The sequence below is a fragment of the Amycolatopsis dendrobii genome, assembly GCF_014145675.1.
GTDB lineage: Bacteria > Actinomycetota > Actinomycetes > Mycobacteriales > Pseudonocardiaceae > Amycolatopsis > Amycolatopsis dendrobii.
This window is the reverse complement of record NZ_JACGZW010000009.1, coordinates 99929-123111: the sequence shown is the minus strand read 5'-3', so window position 1 is coordinate 123111 and position 23183 is coordinate 99929. Positions and strand designations below refer to the sequence as shown.

General features: G+C 69.4%; 26 protein-coding genes. 14 read left to right on the top strand and 12 right to left on the bottom strand.

Annotated elements, in window-relative coordinates:
• Position 1 precedes the first annotated feature (1 nt).
• Positions 2–229 carry a dihydrofolate reductase family protein gene (locus tag H4281_RS45720; protein ID WP_246412344.1) on the top strand — a complete coding sequence of 76 codons (228 nt, stop codon included), beginning with the start codon at positions 2–4 and terminating at the stop codon, positions 227–229.
• On the opposite strand, the gene H4281_RS26250 is transcribed toward H4281_RS45720, so the two are convergent.
• The gene (locus H4281_RS26250) at positions 166–1011 is read right to left on the bottom strand and encodes a helix-turn-helix transcriptional regulator (RefSeq protein WP_182893595.1); all 846 of its coding nucleotides are present in this window, start codon (positions 1009–1011) and stop codon (positions 166–168) included. The genes H4281_RS45720 and H4281_RS26250 overlap by 64 nt on opposite strands.
• Positions 1012–1114: 103 nt before the next feature.
• On the opposite strand from H4281_RS26250, the gene H4281_RS26245 reads away from it, so the two are divergent.
• From H4281_RS26245 to H4281_RS26230, 4 genes are read left to right on the top strand one after another with little or no spacing between them, the layout of a single operon-like run.
• Positions 1115–2557, top strand: a complete 1443-nt coding sequence (locus tag H4281_RS26245; RefSeq protein ID WP_182893594.1) for an MFS transporter — start codon at positions 1115–1117, stop codon at positions 2555–2557.
• 45 nt (positions 2558–2602) lie between these two features.
• Positions 2603–3124, top strand: a complete 522-nt coding sequence (locus tag H4281_RS26240) for an RNA polymerase sigma factor (protein WP_182893593.1) — start codon at positions 2603–2605, stop codon at positions 3122–3124.
• Positions 3117–4010, top strand: coding sequence for a VOC family protein (locus H4281_RS26235; protein ID WP_182893592.1), 894 nt, complete (start codon positions 3117–3119; stop codon positions 4008–4010). Before H4281_RS26240 ends, H4281_RS26235 begins: the two co-directional genes overlap by 8 nt.
• Before the next feature lie 52 nt (positions 4011–4062).
• Positions 4063–4446 carry a hypothetical protein gene (locus H4281_RS26230; protein ID WP_182893591.1) on the top strand — a complete coding sequence of 128 codons (384 nt, stop codon included), beginning with the start codon at positions 4063–4065 and terminating at the stop codon, positions 4444–4446.
• Between the two features lie 27 nt (positions 4447–4473).
• Here H4281_RS26230 and H4281_RS26225 read toward each other — a convergent pair whose 3' ends face one another.
• Both H4281_RS26225 and H4281_RS26220 read right to left on the bottom strand, forming a co-directional pair.
• Entirely contained in the window at positions 4474–4854 is a 381-nt protein-coding gene (locus H4281_RS26225) for a VOC family protein (protein ID WP_182893590.1), read from the bottom strand.
• A 136-nt stretch (positions 4855–4990) separates the two neighbouring features.
• Positions 4991–6298 carry a UDP-glucose dehydrogenase family protein gene (locus tag H4281_RS26220; RefSeq protein WP_182893589.1) on the bottom strand — a complete coding sequence of 436 codons (1308 nt, stop codon included), beginning with the start codon at positions 6296–6298 and terminating at the stop codon, positions 4991–4993.
• 172 nt (positions 6299–6470) lie between these two features.
• Between H4281_RS26220 and H4281_RS26215 the strand changes: the two genes are divergently transcribed.
• Complete coding sequence (locus H4281_RS26215) at positions 6471–7229, top strand: SDR family NAD(P)-dependent oxidoreductase (protein ID WP_182893588.1); 759 nt, start codon at positions 6471–6473, stop codon at positions 7227–7229.
• Positions 7230–7281: 52 nt separating this feature from the next.
• Here H4281_RS26215 and H4281_RS26210 read toward each other — a convergent pair whose 3' ends face one another.
• Together H4281_RS26210 and H4281_RS26205 are read right to left on the bottom strand one after the other, a co-directional pair.
• A complete protein-coding gene (locus H4281_RS26210) occupies positions 7282–7962 on the bottom strand; it encodes a class I SAM-dependent methyltransferase (protein ID WP_182893587.1) in 681 nt (226 codons plus the stop codon).
• Between the two features lie 154 nt (positions 7963–8116).
• Positions 8117–8752, bottom strand: coding sequence for a PadR family transcriptional regulator (locus H4281_RS26205; RefSeq protein ID WP_182893586.1), 636 nt, complete (start codon positions 8750–8752; stop codon positions 8117–8119).
• A gap of 719 nt (positions 8753–9471) precedes the next feature.
• Between H4281_RS26205 and H4281_RS26200 the strand changes: the two genes are divergently transcribed.
• Positions 9472–9810 (top strand): MerR family transcriptional regulator, encoded by a 339-nt coding sequence (locus H4281_RS26200; protein ID WP_182893585.1) that lies wholly within the window; start codon positions 9472–9474, stop codon positions 9808–9810.
• A 151-nt stretch (positions 9811–9961) separates the two neighbouring features.
• Here the strand turns inward: H4281_RS26200 and H4281_RS26195 are convergent, their stop codons facing one another.
• On the bottom strand, positions 9962–11608 hold the full coding sequence (locus H4281_RS26195; protein ID WP_182893584.1) for a TM0106 family RecB-like putative nuclease: 1647 nt from the start codon (positions 11606–11608) through the stop codon (positions 9962–9964).
• Between the two features lie 106 nt (positions 11609–11714).
• Here H4281_RS26195 and H4281_RS26190 point away from each other — a divergent pair, with 106 nt between their 5' ends.
• On the top strand, positions 11715–12194 hold the full coding sequence (locus tag H4281_RS26190) for a DUF6474 family protein (protein ID WP_182893583.1): 480 nt from the start codon (positions 11715–11717) through the stop codon (positions 12192–12194).
• Between the two features lie 58 nt (positions 12195–12252).
• Here the strand turns inward: H4281_RS26190 and H4281_RS26185 are convergent, their stop codons facing one another.
• From H4281_RS26185 to H4281_RS26170, 4 genes are read right to left on the bottom strand one after another with little or no spacing between them, the layout of a single operon-like run.
• Positions 12253–13224: a glycine betaine ABC transporter substrate-binding protein gene (locus tag H4281_RS26185; RefSeq protein ID WP_182893582.1), complete on the bottom strand. Its 972-nt coding sequence runs from the start codon at positions 13222–13224 to the stop codon at positions 12253–12255.
• On the bottom strand, positions 13224–14003 hold the full coding sequence (locus H4281_RS26180) for an ABC transporter permease (RefSeq protein ID WP_182893581.1): 780 nt from the start codon (positions 14001–14003) through the stop codon (positions 13224–13226). The genes H4281_RS26185 and H4281_RS26180 overlap by 1 nt, the downstream gene beginning before the upstream one ends.
• A complete protein-coding gene (locus H4281_RS26175) occupies positions 14000–15196 on the bottom strand; it encodes an ABC transporter ATP-binding protein (RefSeq protein WP_182893580.1) in 1197 nt (398 codons plus the stop codon). Before H4281_RS26175 ends, H4281_RS26180 begins: the two co-directional genes overlap by 4 nt.
• Complete coding sequence (locus H4281_RS26170; RefSeq protein WP_182893926.1) at positions 15183–15830, bottom strand: ABC transporter permease; 648 nt, start codon at positions 15828–15830, stop codon at positions 15183–15185. The genes H4281_RS26175 and H4281_RS26170 overlap by 14 nt, the downstream gene beginning before the upstream one ends.
• Positions 15831–16110: 280 nt before the next feature.
• Between H4281_RS26170 and H4281_RS26165 the strand changes: the two genes are divergently transcribed.
• The 4 genes from H4281_RS26165 (at position 16111) to H4281_RS26150 (ending at position 19105) form a co-directional block, all read left to right on the top strand.
• Positions 16111–16656: a hypothetical protein gene (locus H4281_RS26165; RefSeq protein WP_182893579.1), complete on the top strand. Its 546-nt coding sequence runs from the start codon at positions 16111–16113 to the stop codon at positions 16654–16656.
• A 111-nt stretch (positions 16657–16767) separates the two neighbouring features.
• On the top strand, positions 16768–17517 hold the full coding sequence (locus tag H4281_RS26160; RefSeq protein ID WP_182893578.1) for a YcnI family copper-binding membrane protein: 750 nt from the start codon (positions 16768–16770) through the stop codon (positions 17515–17517).
• A complete protein-coding gene (locus tag H4281_RS26155) occupies positions 17517–18080 on the top strand; it encodes a copper resistance CopC family protein (RefSeq protein ID WP_182893577.1) in 564 nt (187 codons plus the stop codon). Before H4281_RS26160 ends, H4281_RS26155 begins: the two co-directional genes overlap by 1 nt.
• On the top strand, positions 18077–19105 hold the full coding sequence (locus H4281_RS26150; protein ID WP_182893576.1) for a CopD family protein: 1029 nt from the start codon (positions 18077–18079) through the stop codon (positions 19103–19105). Before H4281_RS26155 ends, H4281_RS26150 begins: the two co-directional genes overlap by 4 nt.
• Positions 19106–19275: 170 nt before the next feature.
• Here H4281_RS26150 and H4281_RS26145 read toward each other — a convergent pair whose 3' ends face one another.
• Positions 19276–20166, bottom strand: a complete 891-nt coding sequence (locus H4281_RS26145; RefSeq protein WP_182893575.1) for a phosphotransferase family protein — start codon at positions 20164–20166, stop codon at positions 19276–19278.
• A gap of 16 nt (positions 20167–20182) precedes the next feature.
• Positions 20183–21583, bottom strand: a complete 1401-nt coding sequence (locus H4281_RS26140; RefSeq protein WP_182893574.1) for a helix-turn-helix transcriptional regulator — start codon at positions 21581–21583, stop codon at positions 20183–20185.
• A 328-nt stretch (positions 21584–21911) separates the two neighbouring features.
• On the opposite strand from H4281_RS26140, the gene H4281_RS26135 reads away from it, so the two are divergent.
• The gene (locus tag H4281_RS26135; protein WP_037806886.1) at positions 21912–22268 is read left to right on the top strand and encodes a hypothetical protein; all 357 of its coding nucleotides are present in this window, start codon (positions 21912–21914) and stop codon (positions 22266–22268) included.
• Between the two features lie 14 nt (positions 22269–22282).
• Positions 22283–22705 carry a hypothetical protein gene (locus H4281_RS26130; RefSeq protein ID WP_182893573.1) on the top strand — a complete coding sequence of 141 codons (423 nt, stop codon included), beginning with the start codon at positions 22283–22285 and terminating at the stop codon, positions 22703–22705.
• Positions 22706–23183: the final 478 nt, after the last annotated feature.

Genomic DNA, 23183 nt, shown 5'->3' with positions numbered 1-23183 from the left:
GATGGCGCGGCAGTGCCTGGAGGCCGGGCTGCTCGACGCGGTGCGGGTCGATCCCGTGCCGGTCCTGCTCGGCGGCGGGATGCCGTTCTTCGGCGAATTCGGATTCGGCCCGGTGCGGCTCGGCACGCCCGAGATCGCCGCTGGCGAGGGCGTGACCCACCTGCACTATCGCGTCTTGGGCACGAACTCCAGCAGCTTCGCGCGAGTCTCGTCGTTCGCCGGGGTGTAGACCGACATCCGGATTTCCGAGCGGCGGCCGGCGTAGAGGTAGGTGAAGTCGAAGGTGAGCAGGCCCGCCTCCGGGTGCAGGTAGCGTTTGCTCTTGGCCTGCTCGGTGTTCACGTCGTGGCGCTCCCACAGCTCCGCGAAGCACGGCGATTCCGCCCTGAGCCGTTTGACCAGCGACTTCCAGCCGGGTTCGCCCATGTGCTCGGCCATCGCGGCGCGGAAGGACGAGACCATCCGCGGCACGTTCTGCTCCCAGTCGACCATCCGCTCTTTCCACTGTGGATTGAGCAGGCATTGGACGAGCGTGTTGCGTTCCTCGTACGGGATCTTGTCGACGCCGCCCATCAGCCAGTCGTAACCGGCGTTGTGGCCGAGCACGTCGAAGCGCGCGTTGCGGACCGCGACCGGGAAGGGCTCCAGCTGGACCATCATGTCCTGCATCGACGGGGTGATCGCGGAGCAGTTCTTCTTCTCCGTCACCGGCTCGGGCGCGCCGGCGAGGGTGAACAGGTGCACGTGTTCGTGCGGATCGAGCCGGAGCGTGCGGGAGATCGCGCTGAGCACCTGCTCGGACGCGTTGATGTCGCGGCCCTGCTCGAGCCACGTGTACCAGGTGACCCCCACCCCGGCGAGCTGCGCGACCTCCTCGCGGCGCAGCCCCGGCGTGCGCCTGCGGCCGCCGAGCGGCAAGCCGACCTGCTCGGGCGTGATCCGGCCGCGCCGGTTGCGGAGGAACTCTCCCAGCTCGGTCCGGCGCAGGCGGTCTTCGATGCCAGTGGTCACGAATACCAGGTAAGCACAGCCTCGACCCTGTTACCAGGTAGTCCCAGTACCAGGATAAAAGCACACCTGGTACCAGGGTTTGCCGCGGCGGAACGTAGTACTCATGACGACTACCACCACTGCCCCGGCGACGGCCACCGCCGCCGTCGGGACGCCGGAGCGGACGGGCCTCTCGTCCGCCGGCTTGATCACCGTGCTGCTGGGGGCGGCACTGCCGATCATCGACTTCTTCATCGTCAACGTCGCCCTGCCCACGATCGATGCCGACCTGCGCGCATCCACCGCGACGCTGGAACTCGTCGTCGCGGGCTACGGCATCGCATACGCGGTGTTGCTGGTCCTCGGCGGACGGCTTGGCGACACTTTCGGCCGCCGCCGGCTCTTCCTGCTCGGCCTCACTCTGTTCACGCTCACCTCGCTGGCCTGCGGTGTCGCCCCGGACGCCGCCACGCTGGTCATCGCCCGCGTCGCACAGGGCGCGGCTTCGGCCCTGCTGCTGCCGCAGGTGCTGTCGATCATCCAGGCGGGCACCTCCGGCGAACGCCGCTCCCGCGCGATCGGTCTCTACGGCGCGACCGGCGGCATCGCCACCGTGGTCGGCCAACTGCTCGGCGGCGCGCTGGTGGCCGCGAACGTGTGGGACCTGAGCTGGCGGCCGATCTTCCTGGTCAACGTGCCGATCGGGATCATCGGGCTGCTGCTCGCGCGCCGTACGGTGCCGGACAGCCGGGCGAGCAATCCGCTCGGCGTCGACCGCTGGGGCACCTTGCTGCTGGCCGTTTCGCTGCTGTCGCTGCTGATCCCGATCATGGAGGGCCGCGCGCTCGGCTGGCCGTGGTGGAGCATCGTGCTGCTGGTGGTCTTCCCGTTCGCGGCGTACGGCTTCGCCCGCACCGAACGCAACCTCGAAGCCGCGGGCGGCACCCCGCTGCTGCCGCCCGCCCTGCTGCGCACCGCGAGCGTGCGGCACGGCCTGACCGTCGCGGTGCCGTTCTTCTGCACCTTCGGCTCGTTCATGTTCGTCTACGCGGTGACCCTGCAGAACGGCCTGCACCTCGGCCCGCTCGGCGCCGGGCTGGCGCTGACCCCGATGGCCGTCGCGTACTTCACGACCTCGCTGGTCAGCAGCCACCTCGTCGCCCGGTTCGGCCGCAAGATCGTGCCGATCGGCGGGCTGATCCTCACCGTCGGGCTGCTCGCGCTCGCCGGAACCGCGCTGCTGGACTGGCCCGATCTGTCGATCTGGCAGCTGGCCCCGGCGATGGTGCTGATCGGCGTCGGCAACGGGCTCGCGATGAGCACCCTGTTCCGGGTCGTGCTGTCCCGGGTTCCCGCGGATCTGGCGGGCGTCGGCGGCGGCGTGCTGACCACGACTCAGCAGACTTCGCTGGCGCTGGGCGTCGCGGTGCTTGGCAGCCTGTTCGCCAGCCTGAGCGTGCCGGGCGCGATGGGCTACCAGGGCGCGTTCGTGCTGGTCATCGGGATTCTGGCGGCGCTGGCACTCGTGGTGAGCGGGCTGGCTCGCAAACTTCCCGATCCTCGCTGAGAATTCGGCCGACGGAAAAACCCGCTCCCGGACGACGATGGAGATGTGACGGAACCTCGGGTGCAGCCAGACCCGGCCTTCGCGCTGCTCGGCCTCTACGAGAAGGCCCTGCCGGAGGTCTATGGCTACCTGCTCGCGAGGTGCGGCGACCGCGTGCTGGCGGAGGAACTGACGTCGGAGACGTTCCTCGGCGCGGTCGCCGCCTGCCGCAAGGAGCACGCGCCGCCGGTGAGCACGCCCTGGCTGATCGGGGTGGCCCGGCACAAGCTGGCCGACCACTGGCGGCGCGCCGGACGGGAACAGCGCGGGCTGCGGCTCGTGCACGACGCCGAATGCGACGTCGAGGACCCGTGGGACGAGCAGCTCGACGCCCTGCGTGCGCGGCAGGTGCTCGAAACGCTGACGGTCTCGCATCAGGCGGTGCTCACCTTGCGGTACGTCGACGGCCTTCCGGTGCGCGACGTCGCCGCGCATCTCGGCCGGACCATCCACGCGACGGAGGCGTTGCTGACGCGGGCCAAAACCGCGTTCCGCCGCAGCTACCAGGAGGAGGGACGCGATGCCTGAACCATTCGACGCGCTCGCACTGCCCTCGACTCCGGCCGACCCCGATCCGGCCTTCGCCGAGCAGCTGCGGGACGACCTCCGCCGCCTGATCCTGAACGGAGCGGAGATGACCACCACCGAAACCGAGGCCCAGCAGGCGCGAGCGGGTGCGCTGACGCCTTATCTGGTCGTGACCGACGCCCGGGCCGCACTCGACTTCTACGTCGAGGTCTTCGGAGCGCGCCGCCGGGCCGAGCCGATCGTGATGGACGACGGCCGGGTCGGGCACGCCGAACTGGACATCGGCGGCAGTGTGCTGATGTTCGCCGAGGAGTTCCCCGAGCTGGGCAATGTCGTGGCTCCCGAGGGCGGCGCGATGGTGCGCGTCGAGGTGCCCGACCCGCACGGCTCGGCGCAGCGGGCGGTGGAGCTGGGCGCGGAACTGCTGCGTCCGGTCGAGGACCGCGGCTACGGGCTCAACGGCGTGATCAAGGACCCGTACGGCCAGCGCTGGCTGATCGGAAAGGCCGCACCACAAGCGAAAACGCCCGGAGAGCGCACGTACCGGCACGGCGAGGCCGGGTACTTCACCTTCCAGGTGCCCGACGAGGTCCGGGCCAAGGCGTTCTACGGCTCGGTGCTCGGCTGGCAGTTCAGCCAGGGCAGCCTGCCGACCGCGTGGCGCATCGAGGGCCACGGTCTGCCCGGCGGCCTGTGGGGCGGCTCGGAACTGCAGACCGGGTGGAAGCTGATGTTCGCCGTCGACGACCTCGAAGCCGCGCTCGACCGGGTGCGCGAGCAGGGCGGCCGGGCGGGCGAGGTAGAGAACCCGCCGTACGGCCGAACGGCGGATTGTGCCGACGACCAGGGGATCGAGTTCTGGCTGTGGGAACAGCCACGCACGTGACCTCGGCCAAAACCCCGGCGGCAAACCGGCCGCCGGGGCGCACACTCAAGGGATGGCCGCGCACTGGACGCCCCGCGACGAAGCCGAGCTGACCGCCGGCTGGCAGCTGTGGCTCGCGCTGGGCTCGTGTGCCTGGCCGGGACCGGACTGGGACGGCACACCCGCCGAAGCCGTCCGCGGCCTGGAACGCTGCTTCACCACGTGCGATGAGATTCTCGCCGCGTACGACCAGCCGGATTCCGCGGTCGCCGGTTTAGTGCGCTCGATGATCCTCGCCGCCAACTGGACGCTCGAACTGTGGCGCGACGACGCGGACCCGCTCGATTCCGAGCGGGCCGCGCTGTTGCACGCCGACCTGGCCGCGTTCTCCGACCACGCCGAGAGCGTCCGGACCTTGCTGGCCGCGGGCGGCGGGTGGGCCTCGCTTCCGCTGTGACCCGCCCGCCGTCTGTCCGCAAAGGACTTACCAGCGCGCCGGACGTTTCCGCTCCGGCTCGTACGGCTGCGTGATGACCTCGATCCCGTTTCCGCCCGGATCAAGGAAATACACGCCGCGGCCGCCGTGGTTGTGATTGATCTCGCCAGGGCCCTGCCCGCCCGGCCCGGCGTGGTAGTCCACCCCGGATTCCTTCAGGCGCAGGAAAAACGCGTCGAAGTCGTCCTCGGGAATGAGGAAGCAGTAGTGCTGCAGCTTGCGATCGGCGTCCGGCACCGTGGCGAAGTCGAGCCGCACGCCGTTGCTGGTTTCGACGGGGATGAACGGCCCCCATTCCTCGCCGATCTCGAAACCGAGGAGGTTCGCGAAGAATTCGGCGGATTCCCGGTTGTTCCGGGACGGGACCATGAGGTGATTCAGTTCAAGAGAGAGGGACACGAAGCAATGCCTCCAGAAGGCATCCCAGCACCTCCATGCCTCACCCAGCCGGTGACCGACACGCGATGCCGCCGACGACTATAGCGCAGCGCAAGCGGATCTCCAATCAGGAAACCGGAACTCGCCGCCGGGCCGCGCGCGGGCGGCCGACTCCCTGCCAGGACAACCCGGCGTCGAGAATCATCCGCGGGTCGAGCAGATTGCGGGTGTCGACGACGTCGTCGCCCTCCATCGCGTCGGCGATCGCCACCCAGTCGAGATTGCGGAACTCGGCCCATTCGGTAAGCACCACAACGACATCCGCGTCCTTGGCGACCTGGTACGGATCGTCCACAACGGTCATCCCGGCGATACCGCCGGACACCGCCGGGTCGTACGCGGTGATCTCCGCACCGAGCGCACCCAGCACCGAAGACACTGCCAGCGCGGGAGAATCCCGCAGATCGTTGGTGCCGGCCTTGAACGCCAAGCCCAGCACGCCGATCCGCGCACCGGCCAGGGTTCCGCCGCAGGCGCCGGCGATCTTCGCGACAATGCGGTCGCGCTGGGCGATGTTCTCGTCGATCGCCGAGGTCAGCATCCGGAAGTCGTAGTCGACCGATTCGGCGACCTTGACCAGTGCGCTGGTGTCCTTGGGCAGGCACGAACCGCCCCAGCCCGGGCCGGGTTTGAGGAAGGTGCGGCCGATCCGCCGGTCGTAGCCCATGCCTTCGGTGACCAGGTCGATGTCCGCGCCGAGCCGTTCGCACAGTTCGGCGATCGAGTTCACATAGGACAGTTTGAGCGCGAGAAAACAGTTCGCCGCGTACTTGACCAGTTCCGCGCTCGCCGCGTCGGCGACCACGACGGGTGCGGCGAGATCGCCGTACAACTGCCCGACCCAGGCGGCCGCGGCGTGCGAATCCGACCCGACCACGATCCGGTCCGGGTTCAGGAAGTCTTGCACCGCAGTGCCTTCGCGAAGGAACTCCGGGTTGGACACCACCGGCACGTCGTCGCGGCCGACCATCGCCTGGATCCTTTTCGCGGTGCCGACCGGCACCGTCGACTTCGTGATCAGCGCACAGCCGGCCGGCAGCACGTCGCCGATCTCGGCGGTCACCGATTCCACCGCGCGCAAATCCGCGGACCCGCCCGCGCCCATCGGCGTCGGCACGCAGAGGAACACGCCCTCCGCGCCGCGAACGGCTTCCCGCGCGCCGACGACGAACGACAGCCGTCCGCTCGCCAGTCCGCGGGAGACCAATTCGGCAAGTCCTGGTTCGAGGATGTCCACGCGACCGGCCGACAGCCGGTTCACTTTCGCCACGTCCACGTCAACACAGGTGACGCGGTGCCCGAGGCTCGCGAGACAAGCCCCCGTGGTCAATCCGACGTATCCCGTCCCTACCACCACGATCCGAGCTGAGCTCATGACGCTGAAGGTGACAGCCGGAGTTGACCTCAGTGCTAACGGAAGCGGTCGCGGCCGAATACTCCTCGCGACGACAGCGGGTGAGGCGACACACTCCGGCACCGGTGCGAACGAGCGTTAACCTGGGCGCGGAGGTGCACCGCGGCACCGGAGAGCAGGAGGAAGGCTGAAGATGCAGATCACCGACACCGCAGCGCTCGTCACGGGTGGCGCGTCCGGTCTCGGCGGCGCGACCGCCAAGGCACTGGCCGCGAAAGGCGCGCGGGTGTTCGCCCTCGACCTCGCGCCCTCGATCGAGAAGGCCGAGCAGGTCGACGGGATCACTTACGTCGAAGCCGACGTGACCGACCCGGACCAGGTACAGGCCGCCGTCGACACCGCCGCGGGCGCGGGCGTGCCGCTGCGCACGGTGGTCAACTGCGCGGGCATCGGACCGTCCGCGCGCATCCTGTCGAAGAAGGGCAGGCACGACCTCGGGCTGTACGCGAAGGTCATCCAGATCAACCTGATCGGCACCTTCAACGTGGTCACCATCGCCTCCGAGGCGATCGCGAAGACCGAACCGCTGGCCGACGACGCCCGCGGCGTCATCATCAACACCGCGTCCGTCGCCGCGTTCGACGGCCAGATCGGGCAGGTCGCGTACGCGTCGTCCAAGGGCGGCGTGGTCGGGATGACCCTGCCCGCCGCGCGCGACCTCGCCTCGCACGGCATCCGCGTCCTGACGATCGCCCCCGGCATCGTCGACACCCCGATGCTCGCCACCGTCAGCGACGAGTTCCGCGCCGGGCTCGCCGCCGGGGTGCCGTTCCCGAAGCGGCTGGCGCGGCCGGACGAGTACGCGCAGCTCGCCCTGTCGCTGATCGACCACGACTACCTCAACGGCGAGGTCGTCCGCATGGACGGCGCGCTGCGGATGGCCCCGCGCTGATCTGCTGACGAGTGGGGGTGCCGCCCCCTCGGCGGCACCCCCACTCGCCCCGTCACTCCTTGCGCATCCGCACCTCGAGGCCGATCCCGTCCGGGGTCACCGCGCAGGTGCGGAACTTGCTCTCCGCGACCGTCGCGCGGAATTGTTCCGGCGTGTACGCCCGCCGGCGCAGCCCGCGGAGCGTGCGAACGGTGGTGAACGTGGCCACCGGACCGAGATTCATCCGCGCGACCTCGGCGTCGAGTTCGGAGTCCGTGGTGCTCTTGCTCAAGTCCTGCACCAGCGCGACGCCGCCCGGCCGCAGCACCCGGTGCATCTCGTCGAGCGCGTCCACCGGGTCGGCGAAGTTCTTGAAGGCCGCCTGGCAGATCAGGAAGTCGAACGACCCGTCCGCGAACGGCATCGCCGCCACGTCACCGCGGCGAAAGTCGACCGAGACGCCCTGTTCTTGCGCGTACTGCCTGGCCAGCTGGACGAACGTCCGGCTGACGTCCAGCCCCGTCACCGTGCACCGCCCGGTGCGAGCCAGCTCCACCGCGAAGTAGCCCGGCCCCGGCGCGACCTCGAGCACGTCGGCGCCCTCGGCCAGATCCGCGGCCAGCATCTCGGCAGACTCGCGGTACTGCACAAGCTGCGGTTCGGTACGCCGCCCACGCGCGTACGCCCGGGCGACCGGCCCCTCCATCTCCGGCAGCAGCTTCGTGCGATGACGTTTGACCTGTGTGTTCCCCATCTGCTTCTCCCTGTTCGGTTGTTCCCGAACCGGTTGCCGCGGGGCCGGTATCCTTTTCGACGCAGCCTGAAGACAGGTTTCCGCACCCGCGGTTTCCAGTTCGACGGTTCCCGGTCCCGGCGGCGGTGTGCCAGCACCTCCTCCGGGGCCTTCTTTATTCGCCTTCGCTCTCGACGAAGGCGGCCATGTCGGGCAGCTCGCCGGTCTCCCGGTAGCGCCGCCATTCCTCGACCCCCGGTATCGCGCCGGTGGCCAGCTCCTCCCGCAGCCCGCGAACCCATTCGGCCTCCGCGCGCCACATCGCCAGTTGGTACTCCGCCTCGACGAGGACCAGCCGCGGCAGCTCAGCCCGCATCTTCGCCAGCGCCTCGGCCCGCTCGCCGATCATCTGGTCCAGCTCGCCGACCCGGTGCCGCAACTGCTGGTCGACAACGTCCGGCCCGAGCGCGAGCATCACCGACAGCCCCGTGTGAAACCGCGTCGGCTCCAGATCCGGCACCGCGAGCAATTCCGCGACCCAATCCTCCAACTCGGCCTGGCCCGCGTCGGTGATCCGATAGACGGTCCGCTCCGGGCGCGCGCCGTCTCGCACGTTCTCGACGGCTTCGAGGAATCCGTGCTTTTCGAGGTTGCCGACAACGGTGTAGAGCGAGCCCCATTTGATCTTCAGGTCGCCTTCTTTGCCGCGTTCCCGCAGGACGGAGGCGACTTCGTACGGATGCATCGGCCGCTCGAACACGGTGGCCAGTACGGCGAGGCCCAGCAGGTTGGACACCTTCCGCCGCTTCACGCTCGAACCTCCTCGTAGGCGAGTACTCGTGGACGAGTATAGCGGAAGCGCGACTGCGCGGCGACTGTTCCCGCCGCTCGGTCACCCACTCGACGGAGATGAGAAAATCTGTCGTCACGGGGGTAGACATTCGACTCCGAGGATGGGTAGTGTTCTCCTCGTACACAGAAAGACAATGTCAATCAGGCACGGGAGATGACGAACTGCCCGTGAGTGCAGTACCGCGGGATCGGACCGGGCAGAAGTTTCACGCAGGGCCGATCCCGTATGGCAAGTGCAGTTGCGAGAACCGCGCTGGCAGGCCAGGCAGTGCGGAACGGTCAGATGGCCGGAGCCGATGTTCGACCGGGTTCCGGGCAGTGACCAGCGGCGTTACGCGTGCTGGGGCCGAGCAGGGAAAGGGTTCCAGCCGGTGACGTCCGCAGCAGTCGCAGTACCGAAAGTGAACACCGCAAGAGGAAAACACCGGAAAGAAGGGAACGGTCACATCATTGGATCGCCCGCGGCGGCGGAGCAGGAATGCCGCGCGGGTACCGCAGTCCCATCCGATTGGCAGGTGGTTCTCGGTTACGAATCAGCGATCTCCGCGCGGAATGTCCGGTGAACGGACCCCGCGGATACCAGAAGCCGGCTGCACAGCCGGTTGACAATGATGGAACCCAACCCTGGGACCCCGGGTGCCGAGCGGCACCCGGGGTCCCTTGTGATGTGGAGGTGGAATGACCCCTGACCCACGCGCTACCCCGCCTGCCGGTTCAGGCGGGGCCGACAAGTTCGACGACGACGAGTACCCCGCTTACACGATGGGCCGGGCCGCCGAGATGCTCGGCACCAGCCAGAACTTCCTGCGCAGCCTGGACGAGGCCGGCTTGATCGAGCCGCAGCGCTCGCCTGGCGGGCATCGCCGCTACTCCCGCCAGCAGCTGCGCATCGCCGCACGCGTACGAGAGCTGGTCGACCAGGGCACGGCCGTCGAAGCCGCCTGCCGCATCGTCTCCCTCGAGGACCAGCTTCACGAGTCCCAGCGCCAGAACGAGGAACTGCGCTCCGCCGAATAGCCCCGCCGGGTCAAGTGTGCTGGCAAGACACCGCAGCACACTCCCGGCGCCTTTCGCGCACTTGCTCCGCGGGACACCCATTCGGAACCGCTAGCGCTCGGCTATGCCGTTTCCGGCTGAAACTCCGGCGCCATCGCGGCTTCCGAGCGAATCAGATGTCCAGCATGTACGGAACCTCAACCTGAGCCCGCCCGCTCATCCACTCCCGCAGGGCCTTCGTCGCCAGCACATCATCCTCGTTGTACCGCAACAGCCGTTCCCGCTGTTCGTCGTCAGGAACAGCGCCGTCCATCCCGACCGCGTCCCGGTACCACCGCATCGAGGCCTCGCCGCCGGCCTCCGGATCCCGCCACGAGAACCCGGCCACCGGAGCGATCACCTTCAACCCCTTGCCCCGCGAGCACAGGAACTGATCCGTCACACTGCGGAACAGATCCACCCATTCGTCAGAATCCACAAAGGACTGCACGGCCCGCTTCTCCGGCACCCCGGAGTACTCCCTGAACCGGTCGACCGACCCGAACAGCCACCGGTTCTCCGCGAGCGCGTTGTAGCAATACGCCCGGAAAGTCAGCCCGGCGGCAAGAGCCCGCGAGCGAACATCCGTGAACCACGCCCAGAACTCAGCGAACGACCGCGCCTCGTCGACCGTCGGCAGCGGTTCCCAGGTCGCGAACGCCCGGTACCCCTGCGGCACCCCGATGTCCGCTCCGGACAGCAGCGTCCCCCACAGATAAGCCCCGGAATCGCCGAAGCTTTCCATGTCCACGTCGACCTCGACGTCCGCGCGCGGCACCTCGATCTCCGGTGTGCGGCGCACCACCGTCAGGTCCGCCAGCCATGCCCTGGCCAGCATGATCGCGTCCGAGAACGTGCCGCCGGTCCAGTTCATCGGCGGCATCTCGGCTGCCGGGTCGAGCGCGGCCAGCTTGTCTACAGTGGACACACCGACACGGCGCAGCTCGCCCGCGTCCTCGCCGCGCACCACCAGGCTTACGTCACGCGTTTCGGTGAGCACGACCTCGCAGGTGGCCCAGAAAGGACACCGGCGGCATTCGAGCACGCGCGAGGGCGCGGCCAACGCTTCGGCGCCGGTGGCAGCGGCGGTCGCCACGGCGAGCCGGTCGGCGAAGCGTGCGTCGTATTCGTCCAGCGCGCTGCGGCCGCCTGGCCAGGTGCCCGCGGTGAGGTCGTGCCAGACGACGACGTCAGCGTCCAGCCCGATCACGCCGCCGATCGCGCGGCCGCCGGCCGCCAGTTCGCGCGTCTCCAGCATGCGCCGCAGGTGGGCGAGCCGCAGCTGGTCCCGCGGCTGCGAGCGCACCTTGCGCAGTTCGTCCGGCGAACGGCGCGCCGGGTCCAGCTCCGTCATCGCGGTGGTGGGCGCGCCCTGGCCGCGGTCGGTGATCCGGTGCCGGACCACCAGCACCGGCACGTATCCGTCGCCCACGCGCACCAGCAAGTCGATGCCGCCGCGCCGGTGCCCGACCGGATCGGCGGGCAGCAGCGCGCCCCAGATGTACTGCACGGCATCGGCGAACGCCTGCTCGGTGAGCCGCACCCGCTCGCCCGCGGGCGCGGTGCGCGGCACCCGCGCCCAGGTGGCGTCCGGGCCCGAGGCCGCGACCAGCTGTTCGAGGATTTCCTCGCGGTGCGCGGTCGCGTCGTCGATGCGCTGTTGCGCGGTCGGATCCGGCGGCGGCAACGGCACGTCGCGCATCGCCGGGTCGTGTTCCAGGTGCACCCGGCGGCGGCAACGACTCACTGCTCCCGCGTCGAGCAACACCTCGTCTCCCATAGCGATCACAATAGATCGTGGGTACGACATTCCCCGCGCGAGCCGACATGCCCGTCACGTCGGGGACCAGTAAGTTCATCCGGAGAAGGCGTGGGAGGTAACGGCCATGGCGCGCAAGGCCAAGCAAGACAAGGCCAAGCAGGACGAGGGTGAAGCCCGGATCACCCCGAAGAAGGCGAAGAACGCGGTCGCGGTGGCCAAGGTGCTCGGACCGGCGGTGCTGCCGGTGCTCGCGCCGTACGCGGTCCGCGCGGCGGGCGCGGCGCGGGAGGCGTACGACCGCTACCAGGCCCGCAAGCTGGGTGTCGCCGTCGACCAGCTCGGCGAGTACACCGGCCGCGGCGCGGCGCTGCACGCCCGGATCGCGGGTCTCGTGCAGGGGCTCGGCGAGCTGAAGAAGTCGGCGAAGGCGACCGAGCAGGACCAGAAGTTCGCTGTCGAAACGCAGTCGACGCTGGAACAGCTGTCGGCCACGGTGCGCGCCGCCGAGCGCATGCCCGCGGCTCGGCGCAAGGCCGCGCACCGCGCGGTGACCGGCGAACTGGACCGGCTGGAAGAGCAGCTGCTGCACCGCTTGGGCATCTGAAAAACGGCGAAGGGCCCCTTGAGCGAACTCAAGGGGCCCTTTCCGCTGCCGGGAAGCGCTACTTGATGAAGCCCTTCTCCAGCATCCAGTCGTGCGCGACGGTGCCCGCGTCCTTGCCGTCGACGTCGACCTTCTTGCACAGCTCGACCATCTGCTTGTTGTCGAGCGCCGCGGCCACCGTCTCCAGCGGTCCGCGGATTTCCGGGTGCTGGTTCAGGAACTCCGTCCGCAGCGTCGCCGCCGCGTTGTACTGCGGGAACGCCTTCTTGTCGTCCTCGAGCACGCGCAGGTTCAGCCCGGAGATCCGGCCGTCGGTGGTGAAGACCTCGCCGACCGGGCAGGTGCCGTTGGCCACCGCCGAATAGATGGTGCCGATGCCGAAGTTCTCGATCTTCGGGTTCTTGAACCCGTACGCCTTGACCGCCGCCGGGAACCCGTCCTGGCGGCTGGTGAACTCCGTCTCCAGGCAGAACCGGTTCTGATCGGGGTGCGTGGTGAGGAACTTCGCCAGGTCCGACGTGGACTTGAGGTTGTTCTTCGCCGCGTACGCCTCGGTGGTGGCGAACGCGTACTGGTCGTTCAGCGGCGAGTAGTTCAGCCAGGTGACGCCGTACTTCTCCGCGTCCGCCTTCTTCGTGGCCTCGTACTGCGCCTTCTCCCCGCCCGGCACCGGCAGCTCGTTGCCCTGGTAGTTGATCCAGCCGGTGCCGGTGTACTCCCAGGTCACGTCGGTCTGCCCGTTGAGCAGCGCCTGCCGCGACGAGTTCGACCCCTTGATGTCGGTGAGGTCGACGACGTCCATGCCCGCCGCGCTCAGCGCCATTTCGGCCATGTAGCCGAGGATGATGTTCTCGGTGAAGTCCTTCGACCCGACGACCACCCGCTGGCCCTCGAGCGACGAGATCGGCCGGATGGACCCTGGTTCGATCTTGAACGGGATCGAGGTGTTGACGTCGAGCCCGCACGCCGAGAGCGTCCCAGCGAGCAGGGCGGCGCCGACCAGCGCCCCCGCTTTTTTCAGGACGTTCATCAGCGCAGTCCCTTCGGTCCGAAGTACTGCTCGGCGACCGCGCCCAGCCAGTCCACCAGCAGTGCCAGCGCGACGGCCAGCACCGAACCGGTGATCAGCACCTTCGTCAGGTTGAGCTTGTAGCCGGTGTCGATCAGGAGGCCGAACCCGCCCGCGTTGACGAACATGCCGAACGTCGCGGTTCCGACCGCCAGCACGAGCGACGTGCGCAGGCCGGCCAGGATCAGCGGGACCGCGAGCGGGAATTCCACCCGCCACAACACCTTCTGCGCGGACATCCCGATGCCGCGGCCCGCGTCGATGAGCGACGGGTCGACCTGCTGGATGCCGACCATCGTGTTGCGCAGCACCGGGAGCAGCGAATAGAACGCCAGCGGCAACGCGGCGACCCAGAGCCCGCCGACCGCGCCGGTGAAGATGAACCACAGCACGAGCACGCCGAGCGCGGGCGCGGCCTGTCCGATGTTCGCGATGGCCAGGAAGACCGGCGCGAGCCATTTCGCCCACGGCCGGGTCACGATGATGCCGAGCGGCACCGCCACCAGCACCACGATCGCGGTGACCACGACGGTCATCGCCACGTGGTCGCGCAGCGCGGTGAGCAGCGACTCCGCGTTCAGCGTTTCCTTTTCGGTCGCGGTGAGCCCGCTGGCGAACACCCAGATCAGCGTCACGGCGACGATCAGCACGACCACGGCGGGCTGGGCGAACAGGCGGACGCGTTCCGCGCGGCGGGAGCCTGACTCGGTACTGAATCCGGTATCGACGGCAGCGGTCATGCCGTGGCCCCGTCCTCGTCGACGTGGTCGTCGGCGTGCTCGTCGCGCAACTGCTGGATGGTCGCGATGACGGTGTCCAGCTTGATCGTGCCCGCGTACTCGCCGCGCGCGCCGGTGACCGGCACCGAACCGCCTTCGGCGAGCATCGCCTCGAGCGCGTCCTGCAGCGTCGACTGGAGGCTCACGATGTCGCGCAGCGGCTTGCCGACCGAACCCAGCGACGTGGCGTTGGTCAGCTCGCGGACGTGCACCCAGCGGATCGGCCGTCGCCGCTGGTCGAGCACCAGCGCGAACGGCTTGCGCGATTTGCTCAGCTTCTCCCGCACGTCCGCGGGCGCTTCGTCGATCGTCGTGGTGAGCGCGTCCTGCTGGAGTTCGACGTCGCGCACCCGCAGCAGGGTCAGCTGCTTGAGCGAGGCACCGGCGCCCACGAAACCGGCGACGGTGTCGTCGGCCGGGTTCGCCAGGATCGACTCCGGGGTGTCGTACTGCAGGATCTTCGACTGGTTGCCGAGCACCGCGATCCGGTCGCCGAGCTTGACCGCCTCGTCGAAGTCGTGGGTGACGAAGACGATCGTCTTCTTCAGGTCGGTCTGCAGCCGCAGCAGTTCGTCCTGCAGGTTGCCGCGGGTGATCGGGTCGACCGCGCCGAACGGCTCGTCCATCAGCAGCACCGGCGGGTCGGCGGCGAGCGCGCGGGCCACCCCGACGCGCTGCTGCTGCCCGCCCGACAGCTGGCGCGGGTAGCGGTCGCGGAAATCGGCCGGGTCGAGCCCGACCAGGTCCATCATCTCCTCGACCCGTGCGGAGACCTTCTTCTTGTCCCAGCCGAGCAGGCCGGGCACGACGGCGATGTTCTGCGCGACGGTGAAGTGCGGGAACAGCCCGGCCTGCTGGATCGCGTAGCCGATCTGGCGGCGCAGGGTGTCCACGTCGAGCTTCAGCGCGTCCTGCCCGCCGATGGTGATCCGGCCGGACGACGGCTCGATCAGCCGGTTGATCATCCGCATCGTGGTGGTCTTGCCGCAGCCCGACGGGCCGACGAACACCACGATCTTGCCCGCGGGCACGACCATCGAGAAGTCGTCGACGGCCGGGGCGCGAGTGCCGGAGTAGCGCTTGGTGACGTGGTCGAGTTCGATCTCGACGCCGGAGACGTTTTCTTCGGTCGCAGTGTGCTCAGCCACGGACACCCCTAGAAATGGTGAATCGCTTGATCAGGACGTAGATGCCGTCGAGCACCAGCGCGAGGATGACCACGCCGAGGGTGCCGGTGAGGGCCTGGTTGAGGGAGTTCGTGCTCCCGGCGTTGGTGAGGCCGGAGAAGACCTCCGCGCCGAGGCCGGGGCCCTTGGCGTAGGCCGCGATCACCGCGATGCCCATCAGCATCTGCGTGGCGACCCGCATGCCGGTGAGGATCGCGGGCCAGGCCAGCCGCAGTTCGACCCGGGTGAGCACGGAGAGCCTGCTCATCCCGATGCCGCGGGCGGCGTCGGTGATCGCCGGGTCGACCGCGTCGAGGCCGACGATCGTGTTGCGGACGATGGGCAGCAGGCCGTACAGCACGAGCGCGATCACCGCGGTGGTCGAGCCGAGTCCCGAGAGCGGGATCAGCAGACCCAGCAGGGCGAACGACGGGACGGTGAGGATCGTGCTGGCCAGCGCCGTGGCGACGGCGGAGCCGATGGGGCTGCGATAGACGGCGATGCCGATCAGCACGCCGAGGATCGCGGCGAGGATCGTGCACTGCACGACCATGCTGGTGTGCAGCCACGCCTGGAGCAGCAGCCTTCCCCACCGGTCCGAGATGTACTCGAAGAGGTTCATCCGTATTCGTTCTCCCGCCAGCTTGCGAGCCCCGGACGTCACCCGTTCGGAGTAGCCCATCAATCGGCAGGGTGACTACCCGGAACGGATACGGTCGAAACCCCCACTTCTCGGTTGTGATTACCCACCGTTTCGCATCAACGAGGGGTCGGCAACCGAAGCGACGGGCCCCACCGGGCGGTTTTTACCGGATCGAGACCCGCCTACCTGTGCGTTTTCCGCAGGTGCTCACCATTCGAGACGCTTCAGTCACCCACCGGAGTGCCGTTAAGCTGCCCGAATGAGCACTCCGGCCCGGCACCGCGGCGCACTCGCCGCTGTCCGCGGCGGACTGCTCGCGCTGAGTTCGGCGTCACTCGCCGTCACCGCGCACGCGGTCGCCGACGGCGGGCTGCCGGATCCCGCGCTCACTCTTCTGCTGACCGGCCTGCTCGGCTGGACCGCCACCGCGCTCGCCGGCCGGGCCCGCGGACCGCTCGGCACGATCGCCGTGCTCGGCGGCGGACAGCTCGTCATGCACCTGGTGCTGACGACGCTCGGCGGGCACGACCCGTCCGGTGCGGCCGCTGCTCCAGACGGCTGGGAGATGACCGCGGCGCACGCCGTCGCGACCCTGCTCACCGCGCTGGTGCTGGCGCGGGCGGACGCGATGCTGCTCGCGGTGCTGCGCGTGGTGCGGGTGATTCTTCCGCTGCTGGTCCGGCCGTTGCCGGTGCCAGTGGCGGCGAGTGGAGTGGTGCGGGCACGGCCTGAGCGGGCGGTGCCGTTGCTGAGCGTGGAGTTGCGGCGGGTGCGGGGGCGGCGCGGGCCGCCTGGGGGCTCCTGAACCCCTCGTGAGCGGCGATCCCGGTGCTAACCGTGATCAGCACTCACCACCCCTTCCCCCCTTCCGGCGCAGGCCCTGCCTCCGTCGGCTCACCCCTGTTCAGGAGCAGTTGTGTCCCACCATGTCTTCCGTCGTGCCGGCGTGCTCGCCGCGACCGTCGCCGCCACCGGTCTGCTCGGCGCCGGCATCGCGTCCGCGCACGTGACCGCCAACGTCTACGGCGACCAGCCGGCCAAGGGCGGCTACGGCACGATCTTCTTCCGCGTCCCGAACGAGGACGCGAAGCTCGGCACGGTCAAGGTCGAGGTCGACGTCAAACCGGAGTACGGCATCGGCAACTTCCGCACCAAGCCGATCCCCGGCTGGACCGCCGAGGTCACCAAGTCGAAGCTGCCGCAGCCGGTGACCACCGCGTCCGGCACGAAGATCACCGAGGCGGTCACGAAGGTCGTCTGGACCGCGCAGCCGGGCACGAAGATCGGTTCGACCGAATTCCAGGAGTTCGAGGTCAGCGGCGGCCCGCTGCCGTCCAATGTGGACCAGCTGGAGTTCCCGGCGGTCCAGACCTACGAGGGTGGCAAAGTGGTGGATTGGAACCAGCCCACCCCGCCCAGCGGCGAAGAGCCGGAGCACCCCGCCCCGACCATCAAGCTCGCCGCCGCCGAATCCTCGGAGCACGGCGGCCACACGCAGACCGCGGCCTCCGGTGACAACGCCGAAGCCGCTTCGTCATCCGACAACACGGCGCGCTGGCTCGGCGGGGCCGGCCTCGTGGTCGGCGCGCTCGGGCTCGGCGTCGGCGCGGGCGCGGTGCTGCGTTCCCGTCGCCCGGCAGCAGGAAAGACCGAAGGAACCAAGTAATGCGTAAAGCGCTTATCGCGCTGGCGATTTCCGGGGTGGCCCTGCTCGGCACGGCCACCCCGGCGCTGGCGCACAACGTGCTGATCAACTCCGACCCGGCCAACGGCGCGTCGCTCGCCAAGGGCCCGGCGAAGGTCACGCTCACGTTCGACCAGTACGTGCAGAACGCCGACGTCAACCAGATCGCGGTGACCGGACCGGACGGCAGCCAGTGGGCCGAGGGCCCGGTGACGGTGGAGAACAACGTGCTCAGCGCGCCGCTGCGGCCGCTCGGCCCGGCGGGCAAGTACACCGTCGGCTACCGGGTCCTCTCCGCCGACGGGCACCCGGTGTCCGGCGAGATCCCGTTCACCCTCACCGCCGCGGGCACCGGCACCCCGGCCAAGGGCGACGCGGCGAAGGCGGCCGGGGCTCCGGCCCAGTCGGCTCCGGCGGAGTCCTCGTCGTCGAGCGGCGTGCCGATCTGGGTGTGGATCGCCGGTGCGGTGGTGCTGCTCGCGATCGGCCTCACCGTCGCGCTGCGCACCGGCCGCGACCCCGGATCGGACAAGGCGGACCAGTGACGCGAGCCGAGACCACCTCCGCGGTCCGCTGGGCCACGCTCGCCTGCGTGGTCGTCGCGGGACTGCTGGGCGCGCTGATCGGCATCGCGCTCACCGCGTCCTCGCCCATTCCGGGCGTGGTGGAACCCAGCGAGGTGGTCTCGGCGGCCATCCCGATCGTGCGCGTGCTGCTGGACCTGTCCGCGGTCGCGACGATCGGCCTGGCCCTGTTGTCCGTGCTGGTCGGTTATGACCGGCCGAAGCTCACCGAACCGGTGCTGCGCCGGGCCCGTCCCGCCGCTGTCGCCGCCGCGCTGATCTGGGCGGCGACGGCGGTGGTCGCGCTGATCCTGCAGACCGCGGAGTACAAGCCGGGCAAGAAGATGCTGACCGGCGGCGATATCGGCAGCTACATCGCCGACGTCGGCGCGGGCAAGGCGCTGGTGATCGTGGCGGTGCTCGCACTGCTGCACGCCGCGCTCGGGTTCGTCGCACTGCGCAAGGGCGAAAAGGTGCCCGCCGAGGTGCGGGTGGGCCTGGGAATGTTCGCGCTGCTGCCGTTGCCGGTCACCGGTCACGCGTCGAACTGGGCCTATCACGACTACACGATGATCTCGATGGAGCTGCACGTCATGAGCGCGGTCGCCTGGTGCGGCGGCCTAGGCGCGATGATCGTGCTGCTGGCGGCCAACCGGACGCTGCTCGCGCACGCGCTGCCGCGGTTCTCGAAACTGGCGACGCTGTGCCTGGTGCTCTCCGCGGTGACCGGGCTGTTCAACGGCATCGTGGAAATCCTGGCCAATCCGACGATCGGCTTCTGGGCTGGTGTGTTCACCACGCCGTACGGCCAGCTGATGGTGCTGAAGGTGCTGTGCACCGGCGCGATCGCGCTGCTGGCCGCCAACTTGCGGTGGCGGCTGATGCCGCGCATCGTGCGACACCAGCGGACGGCGCTCGCTTCGTGGGCAACGCTGGAGTTGACCGTCATGGGGCTCGCCTTCGGCTTCGCCGTGGTGCTTACCCGGGCTCCGGTCACGGTGTCCTGACCGGCCAAGGTGACGGCGGGTAGCCGCAACTTGCACAATGGGACTAGCAGTACGCTATCCGGGGCGATCTGCCGGGCCGAATTATCGCTGCGCAGCGATACCTCGTCAGCCATCGATGGAAAGCGGCGAACGGTCATCTGCAGTCGGCGAATGCACGTGCAGAATCCCGCTCAACGGTATCTCGTCCACGCGGTGTCCGTCCGGCCAGCGCGCAGGTCCGCCAGCCGACGGCGGAGTTCAGCCCGCACCGGCGGATGGCTGCGCAGAATCGGCAGCACGCTCGTCGTCAGCTTCAGCTCCCGCACCGCTCTGAGCACGGAAAACCCCGGCCAGACCGTCACGTCGAACCCGTAGGCCGCGGCGAACTCCGCATACCGGGCGGGCGGGTCGCCGAACCGGTCGCGGCCGACGGCGAGCGGCGTCAGATCCCATTCCGGCGGGCCGACGCACGAGGAATCGAAATCGCACAGCACCGGTCCGTCCGGGCCGGGCAGCACATTTCCCGGATGCGCGTCGCCGTGCACGAATCCCCTGGCCAGCGGGAAATCCAGGGTGTCGAGCCGGTCCTGCACCTGCGCGCAGCGCTCCAGCAGGAACCGCTGGTCGGCCTCGGCGAGCTCCTCCGCGTCGGCGACCCTCGCCTCGACCGAACGCAGCGGCTCCCATTCGGGAAGGCCGTCCGGCGGGGGCAGCGCGTGCACCCGCCGCAGCAGTCCGGCCAGGTCGGCCGGGGTCGGCGGCGGTCCGGCGAACGGCACCAGATCCCACACGGTGACCAGATGCCCTTGCACGTCAAGCGGTTGCTCGACCCCGGACAGCAGCCGGACCGCGGGCACGTCGTACCGGGCGAAATGCTCGGCCACCCGCACGACCGTGCCGACGCGGTGGCGCAGCCGGGTGGAGCCGACGATCCGCACGACGACCGGGGCCCCGTTCAGCGCGAACACCGCGTTGTTGGTGAACCGCAGCAGCCGCGCGCCCGCCGGATCGAAGCCGAGCCGAGCGCAGACAGCCGCCAGCACCCGGCGCAGTTTCGCAGGGGTGAACCTGCCTTCGGGCAAGGCGAATCCGGTCGGGTCAGGCCGCGTAGAAGATCTTGAGCCGGTCGGCGAGGTCGCGTGCGTCGGGGTTGTTGCGCCGCCGTTCGGCCTCGGCCTGCAGCGGCCGCATCCGGTCCTTGACCCGCGCGGATTTGATGCTCTCCGCGCATTCGATGGCCTTGCCGCCGATCTTCACGCCGTGGTCGATATCGCCCTCGAGCAGGTGATTCGTGGCGAGCGCGCTGAGCATGAACGCCTTGCTGCGCGCCATGTCGTCGGTGTAGGCGTCGACCGCCCGGCTCAGCGCCGGGATCGCGTACTTCGTGTGCTCGGGATTCTTCATCGCCAGCACGGTGTGCACGGTGCCGGTCATCGCGTAGACATCGGTCTCGTTGAAGAACTTGACCCACGATTCGGCGGTGGCCAGGTCGGCGCGCGCGAATTCGTCCTTGCACCGGCCGAGCAGCTTCACCGACTGCTCCTCGTTGCCCATCATCGCGTAGGCCCACGCTTCGTTGGCGCAGAGCACGGCGACGGCCAGCTCGGAACCGGATTCCTGCGCGGCGATCTGGCCGAGCTGGAACAGTTTGAGCGCGTCGTTCGCGGCGTCCTGGTGCAGGTAGACGCGGCCCATCCGGTACAGCACGTTCGCCACCAGGTGGTGGTCGCCGCCCTGTTTGGCCAGGTCGAGCGCCTGCGCGAAATGGCCGCGGGCGGAGTCCATCAGACCGGTGTCGAACGAGGTCCATCCGGCGAGGCTGTGCAGGTCGGCGATCGCGGTGTACAGCCGGTTCTTCACCTGCTCGGCCGCGCTGGAGTCGAGCATCTGCTGTCCCCAGGACAGCTGGGCCACGACGGCGTCGCGGCAGAATCCGCCGCCGTACTGGTAATCGAGCGCGCGCAAGGCTCTGGTCGCCGCCTCGACCTGGCGCACGTCGGTCGTCCCGATGCGCCCGGGGGCGGGAGTGCGCGCGGGCGCCTCCGACCACGTGCCTGATTCCGGACCGAACACCGCCGCACCCATCGTGACCTGGGCGGCGTGCGCGAGGAACCTCCGTCGCTTCACGGACTCGTCCTCCTCAGCCTGCCGGCCGTCGGACGCGCCGACGACCCGTATCGCCGTGGTCTCGTCATAGGCGAGACCCATGTATCCACGAGGGACACCCAGGCCGTCGGCGATTCTCGTGAGCACGTCGTAGGCCATGACCTGGCGACCCTTGAGGATCTCCGACACCTCGGACTGCGACTGGCCGGTCATCGCGGCGATCTGGCGCTGCGATACTCCGTGTTTGCGCAACAGCCGGTACACGGCGCTGACCTCGCGGGCGGCGAGCGCCTCCCGCATCTCGGGCTGTTCCCAGGCGTCGGCCGGAACCGGATTGCCTGACCGGGTGTCTGCGTTAGAGACTCCGGAACCACTGCCAGCACTGGCATCCATTGCCATTGCGCCCCCTCACCGTCTCCTGGGCGTCTGATCAGCACCCTAAGCACACGCGAGAACCTTGTGAAACGCGCGAACAGCGGGGTTGATCGGCAGGGCCGAACTCCGCTGACCGCTTACCGTGGAACGCGGTCCGGTCACCGCTATGACGCGGTTTCGACCTTCTCTCGCACCCGGTTTCACTTCACTGTAGTTGCCAGATCTCCGTCAGCGCCCGGTCACCCGCGGCGATCACGGAGAGCGATGGACCCGACGACACAGATCTGCCGGCGCTGATGCATCCCGCAAGGTGCAGCGGCCCGGGACGAGAAAGCGTGGAGGGACAGTGGAGTTCGTGGATTCGCTCGGTGGAGGACAAGCCGGGACCGCGGTGCGGTCCGTTCGGCCCGCACCGGGAATCGCCACGGCACGTCCGGTGCCGCCTACTGTCGCTTCCGCCGTCGCCGCTTCGGTGTCCGCCGACCCGCGCACCGCGGGCGTGCGGCATTTCGAGGGCGGTCAGGTCGTGTGGCGCGTGCAGTGCGGGGATCTCATCAGCCGCGAGCGCGCCGTCACGGTGTTCGTCGAGGACGACGAGGTCGTCGTGGTGTCCCCGCCGGGGGAGACCGCCCGTCTCACGTCCGGCCAGCTCGGCCAGCTCCGGGCCGCGCTCAACGAAGCCGCCACTATGGCGGAAAGGTGACGGTGAGTTTCCCCATGGATCAGGTTCTCGGTCAGGTTCTCCGCAACGCCGTATGGGAGCGCCTCGACATGCTGTCCGACCTGGCGGAACGCGCCGACGCCCCGTCGCTGGTCTCGGTCGCCCGCTCCGAACTGCCCCGGCTCGCCGAGGGCTGGCGCGCGATGCTGCAGGCGCACGAGCCCGACGAGCGCGGCGACTGCCCCACCTGCTCGACGCGCTGGCACCGCTGCAAGGCGCCGTGCTCGGTGTGGCAGGTGGCGCACGAGCACCTGGTGGCGGGCGGTCTCGCCCCGCAGGCGCTCTCCGCTGCCGGGCATCGCCCGACCCGCCGCCGCGCCGCGATCCCGGCCGTTCCCGGGCAGAACCGGCGAGCCGAATCGGCCGCGGAAACGACTGGCAGGCACGCGCTGGTGAAGCCGCGTCCGGTCAGCGCCTGATCACCCGGGTGGGGTGCTTCCGGGCGGAGCACCTCACCCGGCCTCGACTGGCGAGCGCGCGATCGTCCGGCAACCCCAACCGGCAAGGTCGCCCGGCATCCTCGCCCGGCCGAGGGTGGTCCGTCCGTCCCCCCGAGCGCGACGGACCACCTTCGGCCACCCCCTGACCCCGAACGCGATTAATCGAAAAATGTCCGGCAGAACACCTAGCGGACGCAGTAATCGGACGCTAGGTTGAAGATCATCGCACCGGCCGCCACGCGCCGGTCGCGACCAAGAACTCCGCGGGCCGGTGCCGTTGCACTCCCCTCCCCCGACCGGCACCGGCCCGCGGTTCCACCTCGCCGGCCCGCCGCGGATTCCTCGAAAACCGCGGCGGGTTTTGCCGTGTTCGCGGCGAGCACGCGCGGGTACCTACGGGGTAATTCCGTGCAACACCGCGGCTGACGCCCGGGAACGGTCGGTAACCTGCACCGGG

What these genes read in the sequence shown, in the direction of transcription:
- H4281_RS26200 (WP_182893585.1), top strand. Translation starts at nt 9,472, where the DNA reads ATGACCCCTGACCCACGCGCTACCCCGCCTGCCGGTTCAGGCGGGGCC.
- H4281_RS26190 (WP_182893583.1), top strand. Translation starts at nt 11,715, where the DNA reads ATGGCGCGCAAGGCCAAGCAAGACAAGGCCAAGCAGGACGAGGGTGAA.
- H4281_RS26220 (WP_182893589.1), bottom strand. Translation starts at nt 6,298, where the DNA reads ATGAGCTCAGCTCGGATCGTGGTGGTAGGGACGGGATACGTCGGATTG.
- H4281_RS26140 (WP_182893574.1), bottom strand. Translation starts at nt 21,583, where the DNA reads ATGGATGCCAGTGCTGGCAGTGGTTCCGGAGTCTCTAACGCAGACACC.
- H4281_RS26225 (WP_182893590.1), bottom strand. Translation starts at nt 4,854, where the DNA reads ATGGTCCCGTCCCGGAACAACCGGGAATCCGCCGAATTCTTCGCGAAC.
- H4281_RS26185 (WP_182893582.1), bottom strand. Translation starts at nt 13,224, where the DNA reads ATGAACGTCCTGAAAAAAGCGGGGGCGCTGGTCGGCGCCGCCCTGCTC.
- H4281_RS26155 (WP_182893577.1), top strand. Translation starts at nt 17,517, where the DNA reads ATGCGTAAAGCGCTTATCGCGCTGGCGATTTCCGGGGTGGCCCTGCTC.
- H4281_RS26195 (WP_182893584.1), bottom strand. Translation starts at nt 11,608, where the DNA reads ATGGGAGACGAGGTGTTGCTCGACGCGGGAGCAGTGAGTCGTTGCCGC.
- H4281_RS26180 (WP_182893581.1), bottom strand. Translation starts at nt 14,003, where the DNA reads ATGACCGCTGCCGTCGATACCGGATTCAGTACCGAGTCAGGCTCCCGC.
- H4281_RS26215 (WP_182893588.1), top strand. Translation starts at nt 6,471, where the DNA reads ATGCAGATCACCGACACCGCAGCGCTCGTCACGGGTGGCGCGTCCGGT.
- H4281_RS26165 (WP_182893579.1), top strand. Translation starts at nt 16,111, where the DNA reads ATGAGCACTCCGGCCCGGCACCGCGGCGCACTCGCCGCTGTCCGCGGC.
- H4281_RS26170 (WP_182893926.1), bottom strand. Translation starts at nt 15,830, where the DNA reads ATGAACCTCTTCGAGTACATCTCGGACCGGTGGGGAAGGCTGCTGCTC.
- H4281_RS26210 (WP_182893587.1), bottom strand. Translation starts at nt 7,962, where the DNA reads ATGGGGAACACACAGGTCAAACGTCATCGCACGAAGCTGCTGCCGGAG.
- H4281_RS26245 (WP_182893594.1), top strand. Translation starts at nt 1,115, where the DNA reads ATGACGACTACCACCACTGCCCCGGCGACGGCCACCGCCGCCGTCGGG.
- H4281_RS26130 (WP_182893573.1), top strand. Translation starts at nt 22,283, where the DNA reads ATGGATCAGGTTCTCGGTCAGGTTCTCCGCAACGCCGTATGGGAGCGC.
- H4281_RS45720 (WP_246412344.1), top strand. Translation starts at nt 2, where the DNA reads ATGGCGCGGCAGTGCCTGGAGGCCGGGCTGCTCGACGCGGTGCGGGTC.
- H4281_RS26235 (WP_182893592.1), top strand. Translation starts at nt 3,117, where the DNA reads ATGCCTGAACCATTCGACGCGCTCGCACTGCCCTCGACTCCGGCCGAC.
- H4281_RS26230 (WP_182893591.1), top strand. Translation starts at nt 4,063, where the DNA reads ATGGCCGCGCACTGGACGCCCCGCGACGAAGCCGAGCTGACCGCCGGC.